General features: G+C 37.8%; 22 protein-coding genes and 5 tRNA genes. 5 read left to right on the top strand and 22 right to left on the bottom strand.

The window, feature by feature from the left end:
• Nucleotides 1–169 precede the first annotated feature (169 nt).
• From CDA10_RS03405 to CDA10_RS03490, 18 genes are all read right to left on the bottom strand, one after another.
• Nucleotides 170–244: transfer RNA gene (locus tag CDA10_RS03405), tRNA-Thr, on the bottom strand.
• A gap of 12 nt (nucleotides 245–256) precedes the next feature.
• A tRNA-Gly gene (locus tag CDA10_RS03410) sits at nucleotides 257–332 on the bottom strand.
• Between the two features lie 34 nt (nucleotides 333–366).
• A tRNA-Tyr gene (locus CDA10_RS03415) sits at nucleotides 367–450 on the bottom strand.
• A 53-nt stretch (nucleotides 451–503) separates the two neighbouring features.
• Nucleotides 504–579: transfer RNA gene (locus tag CDA10_RS03420), tRNA-Thr, on the bottom strand.
• Nucleotides 580–677: 98 nt separating this feature from the next.
• A complete protein-coding gene (gene trpE, locus CDA10_RS03425; RefSeq protein WP_089604117.1) occupies nucleotides 678–2,171 on the bottom strand; it encodes an anthranilate synthase component I in 1,494 nt (497 codons plus the stop codon).
• Nucleotides 2,172–2,305: 134 nt separating this feature from the next.
• Nucleotides 2,306–2,974 carry an HAD-IA family hydrolase gene (locus tag CDA10_RS03430; RefSeq protein ID WP_089604118.1) on the bottom strand — a complete coding sequence of 223 codons (669 nt, stop codon included), beginning with the start codon at nucleotides 2,972–2,974 and terminating at the stop codon, nucleotides 2,306–2,308.
• 90 nt (nucleotides 2,975–3,064) lie between these two features.
• A complete protein-coding gene (locus tag CDA10_RS03435) occupies nucleotides 3,065–3,796 on the bottom strand; it encodes an FHA domain-containing protein (protein WP_089604119.1) in 732 nt (243 codons plus the stop codon).
• 156 nt (nucleotides 3,797–3,952) lie between these two features.
• Complete coding sequence (gene gspD, locus CDA10_RS03440) at nucleotides 3,953–6,166, bottom strand: type II secretion system secretin GspD (protein ID WP_089604120.1); 2,214 nt, start codon at nucleotides 6,164–6,166, stop codon at nucleotides 3,953–3,955.
• A 41-nt stretch (nucleotides 6,167–6,207) separates the two neighbouring features.
• The gene (locus tag CDA10_RS03445) at nucleotides 6,208–7,065 is read right to left on the bottom strand and encodes a type II secretion system protein N (protein ID WP_089604176.1); all 858 of its coding nucleotides are present in this window, start codon (nucleotides 7,063–7,065) and stop codon (nucleotides 6,208–6,210) included.
• Nucleotides 7,066–7,067: 2 nt separating this feature from the next.
• Nucleotides 7,068–7,811: a type II secretion system protein N gene (gene gspN / locus CDA10_RS03450; protein ID WP_089604121.1), complete on the bottom strand. Its 744-nt coding sequence runs from the start codon at nucleotides 7,809–7,811 to the stop codon at nucleotides 7,068–7,070.
• Nucleotides 7,812–7,974: 163 nt separating this feature from the next.
• Complete coding sequence (locus CDA10_RS03455) at nucleotides 7,975–8,301, bottom strand: H-NS histone family protein (protein WP_089604177.1); 327 nt, start codon at nucleotides 8,299–8,301, stop codon at nucleotides 7,975–7,977.
• A gap of 236 nt (nucleotides 8,302–8,537) precedes the next feature.
• Nucleotides 8,538–8,969: an acyl-CoA thioesterase gene (locus CDA10_RS03460; protein WP_089604122.1), complete on the bottom strand. Its 432-nt coding sequence runs from the start codon at nucleotides 8,967–8,969 to the stop codon at nucleotides 8,538–8,540.
• A gap of 9 nt (nucleotides 8,970–8,978) precedes the next feature.
• A complete protein-coding gene (locus CDA10_RS03465; protein ID WP_089604123.1) occupies nucleotides 8,979–10,172 on the bottom strand; it encodes a YfgM family protein in 1,194 nt (397 codons plus the stop codon).
• Nucleotides 10,173–10,176: 4 nt separating this feature from the next.
• A complete protein-coding gene (locus CDA10_RS03470) occupies nucleotides 10,177–11,007 on the bottom strand; it encodes a hypothetical protein (protein ID WP_089604124.1) in 831 nt (276 codons plus the stop codon).
• Complete coding sequence (locus CDA10_RS03475) at nucleotides 11,004–11,786, bottom strand: uroporphyrinogen-III synthase (RefSeq protein WP_089604125.1); 783 nt, start codon at nucleotides 11,784–11,786, stop codon at nucleotides 11,004–11,006. Before CDA10_RS03475 ends, CDA10_RS03470 begins: the two co-directional genes overlap by 4 nt.
• Nucleotides 11,787–12,713: a hydroxymethylbilane synthase gene (gene hemC / locus CDA10_RS03480; protein ID WP_089604126.1), complete on the bottom strand. Its 927-nt coding sequence runs from the start codon at nucleotides 12,711–12,713 to the stop codon at nucleotides 11,787–11,789.
• A 104-nt stretch (nucleotides 12,714–12,817) separates the two neighbouring features.
• Nucleotides 12,818–13,555, bottom strand: a complete 738-nt coding sequence (locus CDA10_RS03485) for a LytR/AlgR family response regulator transcription factor (RefSeq protein WP_089604127.1) — start codon at nucleotides 13,553–13,555, stop codon at nucleotides 12,818–12,820.
• 49 nt (nucleotides 13,556–13,604) lie between these two features.
• Nucleotides 13,605–14,765 carry a sensor histidine kinase gene (locus tag CDA10_RS03490; protein WP_167374943.1) on the bottom strand — a complete coding sequence of 387 codons (1,161 nt, stop codon included), beginning with the start codon at nucleotides 14,763–14,765 and terminating at the stop codon, nucleotides 13,605–13,607.
• Here CDA10_RS03490 and argH point away from each other — a divergent pair.
• Nucleotides 14,756–16,186 carry an argininosuccinate lyase gene (gene argH, locus CDA10_RS03495; RefSeq protein WP_171333941.1) on the top strand — a complete coding sequence of 477 codons (1,431 nt, stop codon included), beginning with the start codon at nucleotides 14,756–14,758 and terminating at the stop codon, nucleotides 16,184–16,186. The genes CDA10_RS03490 and argH overlap by 10 nt on opposite strands.
• A gap of 11 nt (nucleotides 16,187–16,197) precedes the next feature.
• A complete protein-coding gene (locus CDA10_RS03500; protein WP_089604129.1) occupies nucleotides 16,198–16,467 on the top strand; it encodes an oxidative damage protection protein in 270 nt (89 codons plus the stop codon).
• Between the two features lie 794 nt (nucleotides 16,468–17,261).
• Here the strand turns inward: CDA10_RS03500 and CDA10_RS03505 are convergent.
• Nucleotides 17,262–17,900, bottom strand: coding sequence for a sterol desaturase family protein (locus CDA10_RS03505; RefSeq protein WP_089604130.1), 639 nt, complete (start codon nucleotides 17,898–17,900; stop codon nucleotides 17,262–17,264).
• 220 nt (nucleotides 17,901–18,120) lie between these two features.
• On the opposite strand from CDA10_RS03505, the gene CDA10_RS03510 reads away from it, so the two are divergent.
• Nucleotides 18,121–19,131, top strand: coding sequence for an AraC family transcriptional regulator (locus CDA10_RS03510; RefSeq protein WP_089604131.1), 1,011 nt, complete (start codon nucleotides 18,121–18,123; stop codon nucleotides 19,129–19,131).
• A 291-nt stretch (nucleotides 19,132–19,422) separates the two neighbouring features.
• Nucleotides 19,423–20,115, top strand: a complete 693-nt coding sequence (gene aqpZ / locus CDA10_RS03515) for an aquaporin Z (protein WP_089604132.1) — start codon at nucleotides 19,423–19,425, stop codon at nucleotides 20,113–20,115.
• A 78-nt stretch (nucleotides 20,116–20,193) separates the two neighbouring features.
• Here the strand turns inward: aqpZ and CDA10_RS03520 are convergent, their stop codons facing one another.
• The 3 genes from CDA10_RS03520 to CDA10_RS03530 form a co-directional block, all read right to left on the bottom strand.
• Nucleotides 20,194–20,439 carry a hypothetical protein gene (locus CDA10_RS03520; protein ID WP_089604133.1) on the bottom strand — a complete coding sequence of 82 codons (246 nt, stop codon included), beginning with the start codon at nucleotides 20,437–20,439 and terminating at the stop codon, nucleotides 20,194–20,196.
• 73 nt (nucleotides 20,440–20,512) lie between these two features.
• Nucleotides 20,513–21,532, bottom strand: coding sequence for a DNA/RNA non-specific endonuclease (locus tag CDA10_RS03525; RefSeq protein ID WP_171333942.1), 1,020 nt, complete (start codon nucleotides 21,530–21,532; stop codon nucleotides 20,513–20,515).
• 753 nt (nucleotides 21,533–22,285) lie between these two features.
• Nucleotides 22,286–24,166, bottom strand: coding sequence for a potassium transporter Kup (locus CDA10_RS03530; protein WP_089604135.1), 1,881 nt, complete (start codon nucleotides 24,164–24,166; stop codon nucleotides 22,286–22,288).
• 123 nt (nucleotides 24,167–24,289) lie between these two features.
• Between CDA10_RS03530 and CDA10_RS03535 the strand changes: the two genes are divergently transcribed.
• Nucleotides 24,290–24,379 (top strand) — tRNA-Ser (locus CDA10_RS03535).
• Nucleotides 24,380–24,421: the final 42 nt, after the last annotated feature.

Genomic DNA, 24,421 nt, shown 5'->3' on the forward strand with positions numbered 1-24,421 from the left:
TACGTTCAAACTTAGCCTTAGCCATTTGTTGTTCCTCGTTTATGTCGAACACGAGTTAAACAACTCAGCATCGACAATCGTCTAAAAAACTAGACACCTAATACTTGAAAAGCAGACTAATAAGCCTGCTTTTGAATAACTGGTGTAGATTAATCTACTAAACTGTATCTGGAGCTCTTATCGAGATTTGAACTCGAGACCTCTCCCTTACCAAGGGAGTGCTCTACCACTGAGCTATAAGAGCAATCATCTTCGATGGAGCGGGAGACGAGGGTCGAACTCGCGACATGTAGCTTGGAAGGCTACCGCTCTACCAACTGAGCTACTCCCGCTTAATGTTGGTAATTAACCACTTATCGAAGTTAATGGTGGTGAGAGAAGGATTCGAACCTTCGAAACTTTCGTGGCAGAGTTACAGTCTGCTCCCTTTGACCGCTCGGGAATCTCACCTTTACACTTACTTTCAGTGTTGACCTTTACTACTATATCACAAAACCTTAAGATGGTGCCGGCACACGGATTCGAACTGTGGACCTACTGATTACAAGTCAGTTGCTCTACCAACTGAGCTATGCCGGCGTTTCTTAGTGTTTCGTACGTTTCGTATCGGAACGGTGTGCAGTTTAGCAAAACTCAGAATCCTTGCAAGTGTTTTTTTCAAAAAAATTGCCAAAAACTCATAAAATCAATCCGTTTGATGATAATTCAACCGCTTTGATCACTGCGCGAGCTTTTATTTGGGTTTCATTCCATTCAGATTCAGGATTTGAGTCTGCAACAAGCCCTGCTCCAGCCTGAACATAAACCTTATTTTCACGAATAACACAGGTTCGAATGGCAATAGACATATCCATTTCACCATGCCAGCCTAAATAACCAACAGCCCCACCAAAAATTCCACGTTTTACAGGCTCAACTTCGTCAATAATCTCCATTGCACGGATTTTTGGTGCGCCAGAAAGCGTTCCTGCAGGAAAAGTTGCTTTAAAAACATCCAAAGCATCGACATCATCCAATACTTCACCCTGAACATTCGACACAATATGCATCACATGCGAATAACGTTCGATCACCATTTGATCAGTCACTTGTACTTTACCGATTTTAGAGACACGCCCAACATCATTTCGCCCCAAATCAATCAGCATTAAATGTTCTGCAATTTCTTTTTCATCCGAAAGTAAATCTTTTTCGAGTGCTAAATCTTCTTCTTTAGTTTTACCACGTGGTCGCGTACCAGCAAGTGGACGCACTGTAGCTATACCATTTTCAAGACGAGAAAGAATTTCAGGTGAAGATCCCACAATATGGAAAGGTTTTTGATCGAGTAAAGTCTGCCCTTGTACAAGGAATAAATAAGGTGAAGGATTGAGATGTCGAAGTGCACGATAAACTTGTAATGGTTCACCATCAAAATCCGAAACCATACGATGTCCAGGTACAACCTGCATCACATCCCCTGCTCGAATGTATTCTTTGACTTTTTCAATTGATTCAAGGAACTTGTCATGGCCAGTCAATGATTCAAAATGTGGTGCCGTATGTTTTCTCGCAACCAAGCTGATCGGGGTTGCGAGTAAGGCTTCTAACTGATCAAGTTGCTGTTGTGCTTTAGCATAAGCATCTACGTCATTGACATCAGCATGCACAATAACAAATAAAGTATCTTTTAAATTATCAAAAACAATCACAGTTTTAGACAGCATCATCCACAAATCAGGTACACCGACAGGATCAGCCTCAGGCACATTTTTTAAACGTGGTTCAATATAACGAACTGAGTCATAGCCAAAATACCCCACTAAACCACCTGTAAAGCTTGGTAACGCAGGCAAATCATCTTGGGTAGGTACTTTAAACTGTGCTTGAAAATCGCGAATAAACTGAAAAGGGTCAGCGCATGTTTGTGTCTGAATTGATCCATCAGGTGATTGAATCGTTAGTTGACCAGCATTGCATGAAAATACGGTCGACTCGCCTAAACCAATGATTGAGTAGCGTGCCCAGTTTTCACCACCTTCAACCGATTCAAATAAATAAGCTTGTTGATGTTCTTTTAAACGTGCAAATACAGATAATGGTGTATCTGTATCTGCTAAGCGTTGACGATAAACTGGGATCAGGTTGTAACCCGCTGATTTTAATTGTTCAAATTGCGCTAAAGTTGTCATGAGGAATTCTCTCTATTTTCGATATTACTAAGTGTTTAGGTCTGTAAATTTCACTTAATGACGCCATCGAAAAATACGCTTATTGTTCATTCCTCTTTCCTTATCTCGCAACGATATCGCTAACGTGTAATCAATTAAACCAAAAGTACTGTCAAATCATCCACGACTTGCTGTGGCTGACAAAGCTGGATATCTTCACCGTGATTATAGCCATAGCTGACTACAATACAATCAACCTCTGCACGGCGTGCAGCTTCTACATCATTACTTGAATCACCAATCATCAAGGTTTTATCATTTGAAGTTTGGTAGGTTTCCACACAATATAGCAATGGTTTTGGATGTGGTTTACGCACTTCAAAACGATCTCCACCAATCACATCAACAAAATAGTGATCCATTTTAAGTTCTTGCAAAATTTTTCGTGCAGGCTGTTCAGGTTTATTGGTCACACAGATCAGTTTTTTATTATTTTGAATGCCCCATTCCAAAAAAGCTAAAATCCCCGCGAATGGCCTTGTATCAACACAAGGTTCAGCATTATAAATTTCTAAAAATGTATCTAAAAGTTGCTGATGCAATACAGGATCAATCTCACCTTTTAAATATTTCAATGTACTTTCACAAAATAGTGACGTCCCCTTACCAATCCAAACACGCACCTGCGCTTCTGTGACTAAGGGTAAATTTAAACGTTCTAAGCTCAAATTCATCGCACGATACAAATCAAATGCTGAATCTACCAAAGTTCCATCCAAATCAAATAAAATGAGTTCTCGTTGGTCTAATTTTGCAACATTCATGATTTACACCTGAAATTGAATAGATAAAACGCCATTAACATAAGACAAAGGCATGCGATTGCATGCCTTTGAGTCTATCGCATTTAGAAATTATTTAAAGAATAGCCAAGCAATAATTGCCAAAATAATCAAAGTCACAATAGTGATTAAACCTACTGAAGTATTTTTCTTTTCTTCAAGCTGTTGATCGACCATAGACGGTGCTTCAGATACGACAGTAGGCGTTTGTTCAACTTGAGTTTGTAGATCGATACCTTCTGGAATAGGCGCAGGCTTAGGAATCCCCATAACGGTAGGCATTCCATCACGTGACAATTGCACATTGTTGTCTCGTGCAGCGAGCTCAGGCATGCCTTGCTCATTCATCTGTTGAGCTGCTGTTTTTTCTTCAACTTTTTCTTCAATCACTGTTTTTTCAATTTCAGCTGTTGCAATCGCTTCTGAAGGCTGTTGAATAGGCTTCTCAATGGCTTGAGTCACTGGTTCAATTTCAATCTCTGGGACAAGCTGCTCAATCACTGGCTCAACTTTTGCAGGCGCCAATACATTAAATTTAATACTAGCAAATTGTACAATATCACCCTCTTTCAGCATTTTGTCATGCTCAATACGGATATCATTAACAAAAGTACCATTTGAAGATTTCAAATCTTGCACCCAAAGCGCATCTTCTTTCAATAAAAATGCTGCATGACGGCGTGAAATCTCAGCAGATTGTAAAACCAAGTCTGCATCTTGATGGCGACCAATCAACATATCGCGTTCGATTGCAACTTCTTGCCCTTCAAACTCACCCGTAATAGCCTGTAATTTCCAAGTCATAATGATTTTCTCATTCCAATTCATAATATTTTAGCACGACATTTCTAAAGCCCTAAATTACGGCTTAAGAAGCAGATTTAAATACTAAAAAACTGCATAAAAGATCGATTTAACATTCAACTAAAACGCTAAAAAATTCGTCACATAATAAACATTTTACTCAATTGCCAATGGTGTCGTCACCGCATTACCCTTTGCTGGAACAGTGGTAGTCCCGCCAGAAGGTACTTGCTTATATTGACTTGGCTGCTGTGTTGCTTGCGGTTGAACAATTGTTGGTTGTGTGCTTTTCGAAGACTTAATCGGTAACCGTTGCTGAAAAACATCATCGACATTGGCAGGAAGTTTGGCAAAGTTACCATCCTTATCCATTGCCAGTTGTAGGCTATACAGTTGATCATAACGTTGTTGAGATACACGACGTATATCAGCATTATCCCCAATTATCGTTGGATGAATAAAAACCAATAAGTTACGTTTAGCATTTGATTTGCCTTCCGCTCTAAATAAACGGCCTAAGCCTGGGATATCACCCAAGAATGGTATAGATTGGCGTGTATGAGCAGTATCATCCGAAATCAATCCACCCAACACCACTGTCTGCCCATGATCTGCAAGCACTGAGGTTTTGATGGAGCGCTTACTGGTGACCAAATCCGTTGCCTGACCTTTATCAGTAACTGCAGAAACTTCCTGCTCCACCTCTAAACGAATCGAACCACCCTCACCAATATGCGGAATGACCTTTAACGTCACTCCCACATCCTTACGTTCAATGGATGTATAGGGATTGACTGTACCACCTGTACCCGTACTGACTGAGCCTGTAACAAATGGAACGTTTTGCCCAACGACAATATACGCTTCTTCATTATCCATCGTAACAATAGATGGTGTAGACAATAAGTTTGATTTAGTATTAGCTTTTAAAGCCTGAATAACTGCGCCATATAATTTACGCGAACCATCAGCACCCTCTCTATAATCCCCTAGAATAAGTGATGTGCCTGCACCAACAGCACCACCTAAACCAGCTGCCCCACCTGAAAGATAGCCTGCCGCCAATTTAGATAAGCTCGTACCTACATTTGAAAAATTAACAACACCCACACCACTACTTAAATCACCCATTGCCCATTGCACACCGAGCTGATCGCTATCATTACCTTCAACCTCAATAATCGTTGCCTCAATCAACACTTGTTGACGACGTACATCGAGCTGTTGAATAGCGGCTTCAATTTCACGCATGAGTTGTGGTTCAGCTTTAACCACTAGGGCATTTTGTGCACCATCAGCAATAATACTGACCCCATTGGCATTGAAACTGGTGATATTGTTTTGATTATTGTTATTTGAATTACTGTTTAAATTAATAGATGGTGTTGAAATACCGCTTCCAGTCGTCGAACTTGAATTCGATGATGAATTGTTATTATTGTTATAACTATTGCTAGAACTACTACTTGATGAATTATTAGAACCTGAATTAACCGCTTGTCCTGTAACCAAACCTTGTAAAATTTCAGACAAGTTTTTAGCACTCGCATATTTCAATTTAAAAACTTTTAAACCACCTAAACGATCAGCAGAAGGAACATCCAACATTTCAATCATATTACGTAAGCGCTTACGTGTATTGGGATCACCCTTAATTAAAATACGATTGGTTCGAGCATCTGCAACAATTCGAACACGTGAGCCCACGAAGTCTTTAGACGCACCTGTCGCACTCATTGTTTCTAGTTGTTTAATAATTTCTTCAGCTTGACTACTTTGCAAGCTAATTGCCTCAATATCATTTTGCCCTGTACCATCCAAATTACGGACAATGGTTTCAATCTGATAAATATTGCTTGCACGATCCGAAACAATCAGCGCATTGGTACCTTGTATAGCCGCTAAATGTGCAAATTGCGGCATGAGTGGACGTAATGCCGGAATAAGATCATTCGGATTGGTATTTTCCAACCAAATCACACGTGTTACGACTTGATCACCACGTGCATTATTTCGTGGATCATAAGGTATCCCTGAATTTTTTATATTACTGTCAGGTACTAAACGAATGGTATTTCCAGATGGTATCGCCACCACACCATTGACATTCAAAACACCCAAAAACAAGTCATAAACTTCATTTTTATTGAGCGGTTTATTCGAGATAACAGTCACATTGCCACGTACACGTGGGTCAACAGCAAAATTTTTACCTGTAATATCGGCTACTTCGTTAATAAAAGCAGTGAGATCAGCATCACGTAAATTAATTTTCCACGTTTGTGCATGCGCTGCCGTACTCATTGCAGCCATCATTGGTGCTGCAGCAACTAAAGCCCAAAGCGGTCGATTGTGATTCAAAAAAGCCATAACTTATTATCTATCCTAATTTTATTTGTAGTCCTAGCCACTTACAAACTTTGCTGAATGGTCATCACCTGATCACCACGCTTAATTTCAATTTTTACTTTTCCTTCACGCTTTGCTTGTTCTAGCAGTTGAACGTCACTCTGTCCTTGACCAACTGACTGTCCATTGAGTGAAAGAATGCGATCCCCAGTTCTTAAACCTAATTTATTTCGAAGTGCTGCGGGGGTTTGTTCGGTAACTTCATAGCCTTGACCATTACTCGTGTTCACCCCCATGTTCTTTAGGTATTGTTCCCTATTTTCATTCATCCGATCTATCGCTTGACCCAATGCGTTTTGATTTTGATTCGATTGTTGCGATGGCTGAGGTGTCTGTTCAGGACCATTAGATGGCATACTTGTATTTTGCCCTGAAGCATTATTCGGCAAAGGCTGATACAAATTATCTAAACCTGTAAAACGCAATTCTTTACCATTACTTCCGTTTTGGCTTAATACCACATGATCCCAATATACTTCGGATACGGTATAACTCGTACCTTCAATTGTATCTCCAACGACATATCGATCTGCTGTTTCTTTTACTTTAATCACAGCCGAGGAAAAACGAGCAGGATAGCTCACAACAACGCCTTGTAAAACCATTGCCACACTATCATCCGCAGATGAATTCGCACCCACTTCATTGAAAAGCGAGAAACTTGAAATATTAGGTACTTGCACTTGTTGAGAACCCAAGCTCACCTGCTCAGGTTGCATGACTTGAGGTGGAGCAACAACCCACCAGAAAATAGAAGCTAATTTCCAACACAGTGCCAAAATCAAGATTAGCAGTGCAATAGGCGCAATATGTTCCGTTTTCTTCCATGAAATATGTTCAAATTTTTCTTTCAAACTCATCATTAGAAGCCACCTTGTATCAGTGGTTGTCTTGAACTGATCACATAAGTATCCAAACCTGCTTTACCATCGTATGAAGGCACATTCAACAACATACGTTGTGTTAATTGCACATCAAGCATCATGGTTTGGTCTAGGCTAATATTCGCCATTTTTTGACTTCTTTGGTCTTGAATATCAAAAATAAGTTTACCTGCATCATCTTTCAACTGCGCATTTAAAGAAGGAATATTCATTTGGTCTTGCCGCTGTCCAAAGGTATATCTCAGCTCGCCCCCACCCCATTGCAATTTACCATCAGCATTGCTAAATCCTGCATCTTTTTTGAAACGCATACTGATATCGGTCAATTGAATTGAGTTTGATGGCCATTGCCAGTTGGCAATATTTTTTAAAGTTTCAGGTGCAATCTGACCATTGATATTTTTAATAATAATATTTTTCCCAACACCATACCCCACAATACCGTTGAGCTGGGTTTGCCCGCTATGAATTTCAACGTTAGCCCCTACACGTAATAAAATTAAATCCCATGGACGTGTACGCCAAGCAACTGAACCACGTAAATTACCTTTACGCCAATCGGCCTGACCTTGCCAAATATTCCCACTCACATTTTGAAGCATTTGATTATTTTTATAAAATTTTGAAATTATCCAAGTTGCGGGAACCTGCAAAAGCACAAAAACTAAAAATGCAATAACCCCTGTCATCCACCAAGTGATCTGTTTAGATTTTTTATTCATCCAGCTTTACCATATTCATTTTTTCTTCCGTGCGAGATGATGCCTTCATTATCTATACATTATGCATAATTTTTTCACATCGCCAATTCACTCGTATAAAAAAACCAAGCTGTTTTGCTTGGTTCTCTTACTTTATAAGCGTTGAATGACACTTAGATGAAGATTAGATCAAGAAATCTTCTAACTTTGCACCTTTTTCAATTTCTGCAACCAACCAACGTGGCTGTTTACCACGTCCAGTCCAAGTTTCAGAAGCATCTTTTTTATTACGGTAACGCGGTTCAACTGCTTTACGCGTTGTCTTTTTACGTTTGTGTGCACCGTATTCAATAAACTGTTCTAAACTTAAACCTGCAGATTCTGCAATTTCAATAATTTTATTATATGCATCTTCAACAGCTTGATCTTTTTTAGTTTCAATTAAAGCTTCCGCTTCAGCTGTTAACTTTCTTAACTCTTCAACCGATAGATTACTAATATCAGGCATTATTAACACTCCACTTAATTCCATTAATAATTATTTAAAATAATTTCCCAGCAATAATATTTTCATTCATTCAAATTAGCAATACATTTAAATAGAGATCAACTCGATTAAATACATAAAAAAACAAAAAATAATCTAATGAAATATGGGTAATGAATGCAATATTATGAAATGTACTTTAAATTTTCAGTATTAAAATACAATTTAAAGCACATTAAACTACCGAATATAGACTAAAACTACATTAAATTATTTTGAACTGAGCTTTCTAAAGCTAAAATAGCTTGACGCAACTGTTCAGGAATTAATGTTTTTTTCATTTCTAATTTATCAACAAAAACGATAACAGCCTCGCCGTCTGCAACGACTGTTTGTTGTTGAGTACTATATAAAACATAATGCATTCTCATTGCACTATTTCGAACTTCTTCAACTCTTGCACCAATATGCAACACATCTGGATAAAATACGGGTTTTAAATATTTACATTGGCTGGAAGCCACAACAGTCAAAACATCTTGTTCAAATACATTCAATAGATCAAAATATGCAATTCGCGCACTTTCCATATAACGATAATAGATAACATTATTCACATGACCGAAAGCATCCATATCTCCCCATGCGACTTTTTGCTCATAAATAACTGGAAATTGTGTTAACTGACTCATACTGCGCTCTCAAATTTTAAACTGAATATACTTGGTGTCTTTCTCAAAAATCAAATTTAACTGTTGAATTAACTCATCATTACCGTTAAATGTCGTTTTTATTCGCAAATAATTCATTAGAACATTATTTGGATATAATGATAAAAGTTGATCCGCTTCATATTCTCTTTGCGTTGCTGTATATATATGCCATTTAACAAAACTAAACATTGGAATATCGATATATTTATTTTCCAGATTTAAAATCTGCTGTTCTAAATAAATATAATCTGGATTTTGTCTTAATAATTGCTGCTGAAACCACAAATAAAATACATCTTCGTCAAACTTTTCATCTAATAATTGAATTGCCAATTGTTGCTGCTGTCGTACTAACTCAGGTAAACGCGTAATGATTTTCAACCACAATACCTTGTTTTCAAAAGGCATTTGATCGAGTTGATTTTCTATTTCCAAAAACTTTTGCTGCAATAACTCTATATCATCAAAAGTTGCCTGATCATAATCACTCAGCAATTGTATTAACCATTGTTGCTTAGTTGCTGTTTCAAGTTGGCCAAATTGAGTGGAATGTAAATATACCCATGGAAACGCTACCGCAAATTGCCCCCACAATTTTTGCATGCACAGCTTATAACTTTCAGCTAATGGATTTAACCATGGCGATAAATCATGCCCATTTAAAAATTCCAAATGGGTTAAAGCTTGCTGAGCATCTCGCTGAGCCAGATAAACTTCTATTCTTAAAATCTCAGCCAGTTCAAATGCAGATGGTGGGCTGGTTTCTAATAGTGTTAATACGTCTGAATAATTATTTTGTTTAAACAGCAAACGCGCTTGAATAATTTGTTTTAATAATCCAGATTGATCAAAAATTTGCTGAATAACATCTTGCTGTTCTTCATCACCGTCAAGCAACCAAAGTACACCTAATTTTTCATAAGGATGTAAGTCATTAAAACTCAGCACTTGTTCTAGCTTTCTTTTTTCAAGTGCTAAATAACGTTTAAATACAGTCCAAAGTACCTGCATCAACAAACTAATAAAAATACAAAGGAATACAACAACCCACAAATTGCTTTGTATTTGAATCTTATTCCATAACAGATAAACATATCCCGCACCTGCGGCATAACTCATCACACTTAAAACAGCAATAAGCACTAAGCTGATGAGCGCATAAATTTGAAAGATATGTTTCATCGACCTACCCCAATACAGCCAAACTACTCAGTTTTGGCACTGGTAGCATCGGCATTTGTTTGAGTTGAAGTAATTGCTGTTTTAATCTTTGGCTTGATTTGTCAGGCAACTGATCAAGCTGTTGAATCGCTTGATTTAACATCGCTTGAAATTCTGAACTTTGCCCTTTGCTAAGTAATTGTTGCGCAAGTAACAGTCTAAATTGTGTTTCTTTTAAAATAAATTTCCGATTTACCAATTCAGGAGTATTCGTTTCAATGACATCGATTTGTAACCATTTTTGCCAAAAATGTTCAGGCTGATTTTTAGCAGGACTCAGTTGATTATTTTTCAATTCAGCCGTTAAATTTTGGTCAATTTGTTTAATCATGACATCCAACTGGGCTTGCTGTCCGTTCTTAGCAATCACAAATTGTTGAATACTTTGTATATCTTGGTTAATGGTCTGATGCAAACTTTGCTTTACGGTATCCGCCAAAGTGTAATGATCTAACGACCGATTCAGTTGCGTTAAATGTTCAAGTGCGTAAATAAACTGTTGTTGTTGTAATGCAAATTGTACCAATTCAAGTTGCTGTTTAATCACAATACTTGGACTAATCCCTTCTATTTGTGTATCCACTGTCGTGGTTTTTTTCAATTCTTTTGAAACAGGTTCATCTGTTTGTCTTTGTACTGCAACCAATTGATCATTCAAACTGGCATTTTTCTGTTCACTTTTATGTAAAACCTGTTGAATATCATTAAGTTGCTGCGAAACATGATAGAAATCATAACTCAGTTTAATGAGCCATCCTAAAGCGATGAACAATAAGAAATAAATAAACTTCTTCATAGTTTCCTTTGCAACTGCAATATCATTTGTAGAATCGTATCGGGTTCTAAATCTAAAATCTTAGTGATATTAAAACACTTTTGATGATTATTCTTCTCACCAAGCAATAATTGATACAAACGCTCACCTAAAACCAAATAATGGCAGTTGTCTAAAACGACTGGATGATCTCTAGTTAGTGCGACCCAATTGTTCCAACTGGCTTCACTGGTAATGCAATTCCAATATGGTTTTTCCGCTTGTATTATTTGTGGAAGCCATTCAGAAAATTTTACTAAAGTCATTTGTGGACAATCACGTTCATACAATACAAAGTTTAAAACCTTTATATGACGTTCTGTACATTGCTGCATCATAAACTGGCGTCCACCTTGTCCACGCCAAAAAGCAATTTGAGTGATATCTTGCAATTGATTGAAAATAGGCAGACTCAACATCCCTTCCGATGTTTCTACGTCAGGTACATGACTGGAAATCTGATAGCCCGCTAATGCCTCAGCCGTTTTCTTCCCCACAGCAATCCATTGAATATGTTCAATTTGTGAAGCTAAAATACCAGCTTGTTGCAAATATTGCATGCCTATTTGTACTGCGGTTGGACTCACCACAACAATAAATTGCGTATCTAACAACTGTGAATAAAGTTGCTTTAATGATTGAGTTAAAGGTCGAGGCCTGAGTTCTAACAAAGGTAGATCAAGCACATCAAAGCCCGATTGACGGAGGCATTGCGTCAATGCCTGCGCACGATCAATCGGTCGAGTGTTGATAAAAAGCATTTAGTCTTTATAAAGTGCTTTGAGTAATTCTCCAGCACCTTGTTGAAGTAAATCTTGAGCAAGTTGCACACCAAGCTGTTCAGCATCTTCTGGCGCACCTTGAACATTGCTACGCAACAAAGTTTGACCATCTGCGCTACCAACACGTCCTTCTAAGGACAATGTTTGATTTTCCAAAGTAGCAAAACCTGCAATAGGAACCTGACAACCACCTTCCAAATACGCATTAAAAGCACGTTCAGCACGAACACATACATTGGTTTCAGCATGCATAAGCGGCATGATCAAATCTAAAACTTCTTGATCATTAGAACGACATTCCAAACCTAATGCACCTTGCCCTACCGCAGGTAGGCTGATTTCAGGTATTAAGGTATGACGAATACGCTCGAAAAGCCCTAAACGCTTTAATCCTGCACTCGCAAGAATAATCGCATCATACTGTCCTGCATCAAGCTTTGATAAGCGTGTGCCAACATTTCCACGTAAATCAATGACATCTAAATCTGGGCGCTGTTTTAAAATCTGACTCTTACGACGTAAACTCGATGTTCCTAATTTTGCACCCTGTGGTAAATCTTCAAATTTTTCATAATAGTTTGATACAAAAGCATCAAAAGGATCTTCACGTTCGCAAATAACTGCTAGCTCTAAACCTTCGGGTAAATGCATAGGCACATCTTTCATAGAATGAACGGCTAAATCTGCACGACCATCCATCAATGCGGCTTCTAATTCTTTAACAAATAAGCCTTTACCACCTATTTTAGCCAATGGAGTATCTAAAATTTTATCACCTTGAGTAACGAAAGTGACTAACTCAACTTGAAGTTGAGGATGTAACTGTTCTAATCGATCACGAATATGTTCTGCCTGCCATAACGCAAGTGGACTCTGACGTGTAGCTATTTTCAAGGTTTTCTTCATTTCAGCTTTGCCAAACTTTAAACAATGTAAACTTACCTTGCTATGTCAAAAATGCAAGTAAATTATCAAAATGATTTAACTTTCATATCAAACTATAGATTCTATTATAGGTTTTGCATACGCTCTCTAAGCAAAGGCAAATGACGACGACTCACTGCGAGCCGCTCCTCCAATTCTCTACACCTTGCTTGATATTGCCCAGATGCCACCATTTCCAAACCATCCAAATAGTCTAAAGAAATTAAAGCATTACGATGAATTCGAATAAACCGATCTGCAAATTCAGTTTCCAAATCTTTTAAAGTTTCATCAATAAGCACACTACCGTTTTTATGGCGCACGGTGACATACTTCTGATCTGCAAGAAAATAATAAATATTTTCTACAGGAATTAATTCCAAACCTCGATACGTTTTTGCAGCAATTTGCTGTCTTTGCACTTTTTCTTCCATGAGTTCTTTTTTTTCTAAATTAGTGAGTTGAGCTTGAGTCAGTTTGGTTACATTCTCCAAAACTGCTTCCAATTCATCTTTTGCTATGGGTTTTAACAAATATCCTTTTGCTTGAGACTGAATCGCTTGCAAAGCGTGTTCATCATACGCTGTACAAAATACAATTGCAGGCATTGGGTTAAAGTGTGCCAAATATTGTGCACAAGTCAGCCCATCCATTTCAGGCATTTGAATATCAAGCAATACAACATCTGGTTCAAACTGCTGAACCATGTCCAAAGCTTGCTGACCATGTTGTGCTGTTGCAATAACGTGATGTCCTAATTGAGACACTAATCGTGACAAACGTTCTACTGCCAATGGCTCATCATCACAAACCAGGATGTCCATTTCCCCTCCTTGCCCCGAAACCTAATATTTATTTTAATGTTTATCCCAATCATCTCTTTTTATACTGATATTGAATTACTGTGGTAAATAATCCATTTCCCGCATAATTTCGAAAATAAACAGAATCGCCAAAATGTGCTTTCAAACGCTGTTTTACATTTTCTAAAGCAATTCCATGCCCTTCTCTAACTTTTATTCTATCTTGTAAAAATGGGTTGGTAATGACTATATTGACTTGATTTTCTAATATTTCAACCAGTATGGCTATTTTAGCATTGGATATTTTCCCCTCTACACCATGAAAAATACTATTTTCAATTAATGGTTGTAAGGTCAACAAAGGGATTTGAATCCCACTTAATAACAAGGGTTGCGGTATATTCCATTCAACTTTTAAACGATCTCCCAAGCGAATTTGCTCTATAGCAATATACTGTTTACTCAATTCAATTTCTTCTTTTAAACTCACCAATTTTAATTCTTGAAAACTTGCTCTAAACAATTTAGATAAATCTATCAGCATTTGTTCTGCTTTATCAGGATCAATCGCAATCAAACTCACCACACTATTTAAACTATTAAATAAAAAATGCGGATGAATACGAGCTTGCATGGCCTGAATACGGGCATTGAGCTCACTATTTTGCTGTAAAACGGTCTGTTCTCGAATATACATATAACGCAAACAAAATGCGCCTAATAAAATGCCATAACTGAGATGTAAAACCAAATTATGTTTAATATCCAACGCTGAAATATGCTGTAAAGAAAAATTCTGCCCCCAATAATGCACAATGTTTAAAACTACTGTTGTACACAGCACAATGACTTGTAACAGTAAAAAACTAAACACCGTGGCAGTTAAATACCCCATTTGAGCTATTTTCTTTTGGAATACATCTTGAAATGCTGCAAATGCTAACAAGATCCAATTAATATAAAAAATATATTCTAAGACATGTCCAAAATCTAAATTTCCCCACCCTTTTGCCTCAGAAAGTGCCAACAACAACGCAAGCACATTACTGGCAATAAACAGTTCCCACAAATAGCGTCGATGCCCCATTTTCCTAAAAAAATAAGACTGCCGAAAATGCTGATTTGATTTTATTGATGAATGATTGTGCTTTACTTCGGCAAGTGAGGCTGAATTTGTTATACTGTTGCGAGTTCTACTGCTTTTTTTCCTACTGAGCCGATATGACCACATCTTCTAATTCCTCTAATCCGTCACAAGCCCAAACTTCAGGCATGTGGGGCGGTCGTTTCTCCGAAGCTACTGATGCCTTTGTTGCTGAATTTACTGCATCTGTTCAATTTGACCAACGCTTTTATAAACAAGATATTGCAGGTTCTATTGCACATGCAACCATGTTAGCAAAAGTTGGTGTCTTAACAGAACAAGAACGTGACGACATTATCAATGGTTTAAACACCATTAAAGCTGAAATTGAAGCGGGTAATTTCGAATGGCGCATCGATTTAGAAGATGTGCACATGAACATTGAATCACGCTTAACACAGCGTATCGGTATCACAGGTAAAAAACTTCACACTGGGCGTAGCCGTAACGACCAAGTTGCTACAGATATTCGCTTATATGTACGTGATGAAATTGATGCCATTTTACAATTACTTGAAAAATTACAAAAAGGTATTTTAGGCTTAGCCGCTAAAAATACCAATACGATCATGCCAGGTTTCACGCATTTACAAACAGCTCAGCCAGTGACTTTCGGTCATCACTTAATGGCTTGGTTTGAAATGCTGGTACGTGATTCTGAGCGTTTAATTGACTGCCGTAAACGTGTCAATCGCCTACCTTTAGGTTCAGCAGCACTTGCTGGAACAACCTATCCAATCGAGCGTGAATACACTGCTGAACTATTAGGTTTTGAAGCTGTATGCGAAAACTCGCTTGATGCTGTATCAGATCGTGACTTTGGCATCGAATTCAATGCCGCTGCTTCTCTGATCATGATGCATTTATCACGTATGTCTGAAGAAATGATCCTATGGACATCTGCACAGTTTAAATTTGTGAATATTCCTGACCGTTTCTGCACGGGTTCATCAATCATGCCGCAGAAAAAAAACCCTGATGTTCCTGAGCTTATTCGTGGCAAAACAGGTCGTGTATACGGTGATTTGATGAGCCTGTTGACACTGATGAAAGGTCAACCATTGGCATATAACAAAGACAACCAAGAAGATAAAGAACCGTTGTTTGATGCAATTGATACTGTCCGTGGTTCTTTGATGGCATTTGCTGACATGATTCCAGCATTGGTTCCAAATATTGAAATCATGCGTGAAGCAGCGCTTCGTGGCTTCTCAACTGCAACCGATCTTGCAGATTATCTGGTTAAAAATGGCGTCGCGTTCCGTGATGCGCATGAAATTGTCGGTAAGGCTGTAGCATTAGGTGTTCAAGAATCTAAAGATTTATCAGAGCTAACACTTGAACAACTTCAGCAATTCTCAGATTTAATTCAAGCCGATGTATTTGAAAAAGCACTGACACTTGAAGCATCTGTCAATGCACGTAATCACATTGGTGGTACTGCGCCTGCTCAAGTTGCTGCCGCAATTGAACGTGCTTACACCCGTTTAGAAAAACTTTATGCATAAGGAGTTTTGATATGACTCGACAAGTCGTTTGCCGTAAATATCAAAAAGAGTTAGAAGGCTTAGACTTTGCACCGTTCCCTGGTGCAAAGGGTCAAGAATTATTTGATACAGTGTCAAAACAAGCTTGGCAAGAATGGTTAAAACATCAAACCACTTTGATCAATGAAAAACGATTGAATGTGTTTGAAGCTGATGCGAAAAAGTTTTTGGAAGAACAACGTGAGAAGTTCTTCAACAATGACGAATCATTGGAAAAAGCTGAAGGTCTTAAGCCTGAGTGAGGATAAGTGGAGCATTGCTCCACCCGAACGCAAGGCGCAGGCTATGCCTGAGCAAAAGCATACGGTAGAACAATCCATTTGATACGAAACAATCGCGGAAAGCGTGCGTAGTGTTAGATAATCTGAGCTCGGGATAAGATATATATCCAACTATATGATACGCGGAAACGTCAGTCGCATTGTTCGAGGCATGAGGAATATATTCCGCAAGATCTGTAATATACTGTTTTTGCAATATATTAGGTACTTGATAGTATCTGTCGAGTTGGCGACTGACAAATGGTTTTGCCTACTTTTCCCGAAAGCCTTGCGAGGTAGTACCTCTCAGGTCGAACCGAAGGTTAATCCTTACATCTGACTTTAAATGGTAAGACTCCGTTGTGCCTGATCTATCTGTTCAATAACTTACATCAAAGTTTATCCCGAACTGACGTTAGATATTAAAAATCTCCTCTTAGTTAGATTAGAGGGGATTTTTTTATGTGTTAGTTTTTTATGTTTAGCTCTTATTACGGAGAATAGCCATAAGGTTTTTCTAGCCATAAAAAAAGGAGTCTTGGAGACTCCTATAAACTTTAGAAACTACAGCGTTTGCATTCTGAATAAGCACAAAAGTACTTATAACGCTTAGTTTATATGAATTACACACTTAAATATTGACAATATGCGCACATTTTTTTGACAATTTGCGACTTATTTAAATTTCAAAATAAGCTTAAAATTGACATACGAATATGATTTTAATGTTCAACACTGAACTACATTTTCATAAGAATAAAATACTTAGAATCAATTTAAGCAACTGATTCTATGCTTTCTTCAGCTTCTTTCTGAACCAGTTTAGGTGTCTTTTCTACCCACTTTGCAGGAAAATATTTTTCTACAGTTGAAGACAATAAACGCGCAACAGGTTCTGGCAATTTCACACCCAACGGATTTTGTTCTTTTAAATCTGCAGAAGAAACCACACGTGTACCCATTAAATAATCAAACCAAGGCTTTGTAACACACCAGTTGGCATCCTGATTTGAATTCATATGATGATCGTAGTGCCAAGGGATTTTTTTCATCGCCCAATCTGGCTCAAGATGCGCACGGCGATGAATGTAATAATAATTACAAGCGCTATATAACGACGCTGCAACCATACCTTTTGATATTGGATAAAAAATTAAACTTGCAGCACCTGCAACAACTGCCAATGCAACAATTTCATTTTTAGTTCGCCAGTTTGAAATCCCTTCCACATAACCATCATCATTGAAATCTTGCTTACGCACTTCACGATGATGCTCCCAATGTGATTTCATACTTCTAGGCACAGGACTATAACGTGGCTGACCCGAACGATGCGTACCATGCAAAATGAATTTATGCGCCATCCATTCAAAACCATTTGCAAAGACTAAACCAACGACAAAACCTTTTAACATGGGATATCTCCTTTTCTTATATTCAATATAAAAGAGCTTAAAAAAAAGATATTGACATGAAAAAACATTTCCATTGACAAATTACGACATTCATTTACTATTCTTTATTGAACTAAACGTGTCTTGAAATGCACTTGTTTGTCAGAAACAAGCTTGATTAAGATATTCAGGTAAAGTCGTTTTATTCGCAATTTTGATCAACAATAAAAAGATTATAGAGATGCAACAATTTAAGGATTACGCTGGCTCCGTCTATGGAGGACTTGGACAATTACTATTTGCTTTTAGTGAAGCAAATGGATTGAAAATTTCTGAAAAATTACAACAAGTTCAAAACTTAGAACGTTTTGATTTCAATATATGGCGTGAGCTTTTAGATGATATCCAAACTCAAACCCAAAGCCCTGCTTTAGGGCTTGAAATTGCAGCCCATGTACAACCGAAACATCTTGGCATTATTGCTTATATCGCCCAATCCTGCGACACAATGGGAGAGGCGCTCACTCGTTATTTTGACTACCATCGTTTGATTTTTGATGGAAGCCCTTTAAAAATAGAGTCTTTTAGTGATGGTTATTTAGGTATTCATTGGGCAACCCTACCGTTTCACCTCACAACACAAGTCACAGATGAAATTGCAATTGCACTCATGGTACAATTTCTAAGGCATTTTCTTTCTACAAAAGATATTCAGTTACATCAAATTAATTTTACGCATTCAAGACCTCAAAATTTAAAGATTTATGAAAATTTCTTTCAATGCACTGTCAAATTTAATCAACCGCAAGCAGAACTCATCTTTCCACTACAAGTGATGACTGTTCCACTCAGCCATGGTGATCAAACTTTACAAAAACTATTGATGCAACAAGCTCAAGCGCTACTCAATGATTTACCTCATTCCAGTCAAATTGATGAACGTTTACAACAAAATATTCTTTTAGGCTTACAAAGAAATCTTTATCAAATTGGAGAGGTTGCAAAGCAACTGAATATTTCGATTAGACAACTTCAACGGCACTTGCAAAACCAAGGTACGACCTATCAACAACGCGTCCAAGAAGTTCGGAAATTATTGGCTGTTCAGTATTTGCAAGACCCTTATTTAGGGCTGCATGAGATTGCTTTATTACTTAGTTATTCTGAACAAAGTGCCTTCCAACGTGCGTTTAAACAATGGACAGGACTCACCCCTCAACAATGGAGGATTCAAAATAAACAGCTGAAATAGTGCATTAGAACCTGTTTGAAAATAAAATGATTTAAATTCTCTACATCTTTTTTAAGATAAATTTACTCATTTATTTTGAATCAAGTTATTGTTAAATATATTTATTAAATATTCTACATAAAAATATTATAAAAAAATTTACGTTAAAAATGCATATTTGTGATTTTATTTTCATATTTTTAGATTATTATTCACTCAGCAAAATAAAGTTTTACATAATCAACTGGCTATCCTTCACTGATTACAACATTGGATAACCAACCCTTTCCATAAAAAGAAATAGGAATAAACATGCATAAATATCTCGCAGAATTTATCGGAACCTTTTGGCTCGTATTTGGTGGATGTGGTAGTGCAGTACTGGCTGCGGCTTTCCCTGAGCTAGGTATTGGATTTATGGGCGTTGCTCTAGCCTTTGGTTTAACTGTACTCACAGGTGCTTTTGCACTGGGTCATATTTCAGGTGGTCACTTCAACCCAGCAGTCAGTGTAGGCTTATGGGTAGGAGGTCGTTTTGATGCAAAAGACCTCCTTCCATATATTATTGCCCAAGTTGTGGGTGGTATTTTTGCAGCCTTTATCCTCTACATCATTGTACAAGGTCAAGCTGGATTTACAGGTGTTGGCGGTTTTGCAACCAATGGATTTGGTGACTTATCACCAGGTAAATACTCGATGGTATCTGCACTCATCATCGAAATCGTACTCACCGCAATTTTCCTTATCGTGATCCTTGGCTCTACGGACAAACGTGCTCCTGCTGGCTTTGCACCCATTGCAATTGGTCTAGCTTTAACACTGATTCACTTAATCAGTATTCCTGTAACCAATACTTCGGTAAACCCTGCACGTAGTACAGCTGTGGCATTATTTGCTGAAACTGCTGCATTAAGTCAATTGTGGTTATTCTGGGTTGCGCCGATTGTTGGTGCGATCATAGGCGCAGTGATTTATAAAGTTGTGGGCAATGAACCACAAAACTAATTGATTCTGACAATGACAATAATGAACCTGCTACGGCAGGTTTTTTATTGTCAAAAGAATATGAATAAATGCAAATTATTAAAGAAAAGGGTTTTCAATCTCCCCTTCCGTTCGGCGGATAATGTGTTGTGGAAGATCAGTTTGTTTCTCTAAATTTGCCACAATATCATTTAAATAACGTTGTAAAACTAAAGCAGCCTGTAAACCGGCTTGGTCTTTGGTGATCTGTAAATTGCCATAAATACTGACACAATCATCTTGATTTTCTAAAGTTAAATCATGAATTGAATGTGATTCTGTTCCATTTTCAAATGGTTTAAACATTGAGTATTCTCATTTTTTTGATATTGCTCAGTATAAGATGATTTTAGAACCCGAACAAAATACGACCATAAAATTACTTTAAAATTTGTAATATATATTGCAATAAAGCCTCAACCAATTGTTTAACCAAGGCATCTTTGGTTTCTTCATCGACCTTAGGCAATTGGATCTCTGAAGTATTTACTGCACTTTTGGGTTGAAATTGTTTTTGCAACGCTTGTATTTGATCTTTAGAAACATCTTCTGCACATTGGCTTTCTGCATCCCAATGCGAATATTCAATTTCTTTATTGGCTTTGACCTGATTTGCAGTCAAAGGCAATTTATATGTATTCCGCTTTTGCTCTTCAGTCAATTGTGGAAATAAATTTACCCCCAATTGTTCTTCTAAATAACAAACACTCACAATTCTCACCTGTTGCGAGTCATTATTTGGTGAATAGTACGCCCCAATAATGCCATGCTTAGGAATATAAATAGCTTTATACAATGCGGTAGGAACAATCACCCCACTGCCAATCGTTTTCAACCTTTTACCTGAGAATATTGGCCCCGTCACCACATAAATATCTTTCTTTTGCTTGGTGACCATTGCACGTGTTGCTTCTTCAAGCTCACGCCATACTTGCTGATTATTTTTAGGTACTTGCGGTACGATATTGGCTAATGAAAAACTGTCAAATTGTGAAGTTTTATCAGACATATCACCATTGGGCGACATATGCCCACGATCATAGCCAGAACCACGATAATCTGACAATAAAGCACGATGTGCCGAACTCAAACGTTGCTCTTCATGAAAATTATCTTCACGTTTAATTTTCTGACTTAAACGTTGTGGAGATAAATGTTCTGCTGTCCATAACGGTGTTTTCGACACCCCTGAATACATGACATTGAAACCATTAAAACATAAGGGATAACTATCTTTCTTTAAACTTTCTTTTGCTAAAACAGGTGGCTCATCTCTATAAAACTGGGCCAAACAATCTGAATTCAACCGTTTTTCTTGAGTAAATGGAATAAACTGAGTAATTCTTTCTTGCCCAAAAGCAATGGCAAAACTTCCAGTAGCAACTACACCTAACACCATTTTTACAACTGAATTTTTCAACCAAAAACTTCCCAAATACCTTAAATCACTTTATGAATAAATCCAAAACAACTTTTGAACTTCAGTAGCCTAGCAAGCCAATCACAACAAAGATATTATGTGAATATTCAAATGAATAAACCTACAACACCTTCTGCTTAATAAAGCAGCATTGCATGTAACAATTCATTGCTTTTTCAACAAACTTCCTTGAAAGCCTTTTCATTCAATCGTTTCAGCTAAATTTATACATTGAGTATGCCACTTTAAAAACAGATCAGCGAGGCTAAAGCGACATCATTTGTCGTTTTAATTATCATTAAATGATCGCAAAATGAAAGTTGAGGCTTTGATATAACCAAAATGACTAAAACATTAAAAGCTAATATAACCCGAGCTCGGGATAAGATATGTTTCCAACTATATGATACGCGAAAACGTCAGTCGCATTGTTCGAGGCAGGGCTACATCTGCAATATACTGTTTTTGCAATATATTTGGTACTTGATAGTATCTGTCGAGTTGGCGACTGACAAATGGTTTTGCCTACTTTTCCCGAAAGAAAAGTAGGTCGAACCGAAGGTTAATCCTTACACCTGACTTTAAACAGTAAGACTCCGCTGTACCTGATCAATCTTTTCAATAACTTACATCAGAGTTTACCCGAACTGACGTTAATATATTTTTAGCATGCATAAAAAAGCCAAGAATGATCTTGGCTCTCCACAAATTTTAACTGAATAGATATGATCATCAAATTTCGATTTGACTGCCCATTTCAACCACACGATTGGGTGGAATTTGATAGAAATCACTCACAGGGCTGGTATTTCTTTGCATTGAAATAAACAATTTTTCACGCCAAGGCGCCATACCATCGCCCACTGTGTGAATTAAACGATCACGTGAGATGAAGAAACTAATATGCATCATGTCAAAAGCGATCTCCATTTGCGAGTAAGCAAGTGCTAAGGCATTTGGAATATCAGGCTGATCTTTAAATCCATAATAAACAAACACACGCTGAAACTTATCATCCAAAACTTCTACTCGGATTCGCTCCTGATCTGGAACATACGGCACATCACGAGTAATCACAGTGACCAGAATATTTCGCTCATGCAAGACTTTATTATGTTTAATATTATGCAACATTGCATGCGGCACAATATTGGGATTACCTGTTAAAAACACCGCTTGCCCAGGTACACACATTGCCCCATCATTCAAACTGACACTTTTAATAAACAGATCTAGAGGTAAAGCATCTTTTTCTAAACGATTAAAGACAATTTCTCGCCCTGTTTTCCATGTCATGAGAATCGTAAATACGATTGCTCCAATAAGAATCGGTACCCAACCACCAGAGATAATTTTTAATGAGGTTGAACCAATAAAAACAACATCAATGATTAAAAATGGAATGGCAAACAAAGCCACTTTCCATTTTGGCCAACGCCAGAAACCATATGCCAAAAAGGAAATTAAAATAGTGTCACAGAACATGGTCATCGTGACTGCAACACCATAAGCATTGGCTAAATTCGCACTGTTCTGAAAAATCACAATGAGTAAGACAATAGAGACAAATAATACCCAATTAATAAACGGCAAATAGATCTGACCTTGCTCCACATCTGAGGTGTGATGTACGGTTAAGCGTGGCAAATAACGCAGTTGTATTGCCTGATTTGCCATCGAAAATACACCTGTAATCACGGCTTGCGAAGCAATTACTGCGGCAGCTGTAGCCAAGGCAATCATCGGATACAGGCCCCATTCTGGAACAAGTAAATAGAATGGGTTTTCAATTGCATTTGGATCACGCAGCAATAATGCGCCTTGCCCTGCATAGTTTAGAATTAAGCAGGGTAAAACAATAATAAACCACCCCAAACGAATCGGAAGTCGCCCAAAGTGCCCCATATCTGCATAAAGTGCTTCACCACCAGTTACGGTAAGAATCACAGCACCCATGGTTAAAAAGGCCACGTACGGCTGATGAAAAATAAAGTTCAATGCCCAATGCGGACTCAACATGCTCAATACATAGGGAGTTTGACTAATACTGTAAATACCGACCAAACCAATGGAGATAAACCATGTAAACGTAATGGGGCCAAAAAATTTCCCCATGGTTCCTGTTCCGTGTCTTTGTACAAGAAACAGTGCGGTAAGAATCCCTATTGCCAAAGGCATCAGCCATTTATTAAACATAGGGGTAGCAATACTTAAGCCTTCAATCGCTGAAAGTACTGAAATTGCTGGCGTAATAATCCCATCGCCAAAGAATAAAGATGCCCCAATAAATCCTAGTGCAATCAAATAGATTTTTCTATTTTCTGCAATTCGATTCGTTCTTAAATTCAGCGCAAGCAAAGACATAATACCGCCTTCACCGTTGTTATCTGCACGCATGATAATGGTGACATACTTGAAACTGATGGTCAGCATCATGCACCAGAAAATCAACGACAGAATTCCGAGCACTGTCGCTTCAGTGATGGCAATGTGTGCGGTGAGAAAACATTGACGTAGCGCATATAAGGGGCTGGTTCCAATGTCACCAAATACCACACCTAAAGCCGCTAGCGTAATTGCAGGCAATGCTGCCTTTTTTGCAGTACTTTGCATAAAACGTCTTCTATAAAGTAGACACTATTTTTTCGTAATAATATCACTGTGTAAAAACTTTTGCTCTAAATCAATTGTTTCAGCTTGGCAGAGCTCTTTTTTTTGGTTATTATCGCTCGCCTTGGTGAGGTGTCCGAGTGGCTTAAGGAGCACGCCTGGAAAGTGTGTATACGTTTGCGCGTATCGAGGGTTCGAATCCCTCTCTCACCGCCAAGATTCTGTTTTAAAAATACCGAAACATACCTTAAAGGCTTA

Origin of the sequence: Acinetobacter piscicola, assembly GCF_002233755.1 — a bacterium.
GTDB lineage: Bacteria > Pseudomonadota > Gammaproteobacteria > Pseudomonadales > Moraxellaceae > Acinetobacter > Acinetobacter piscicola.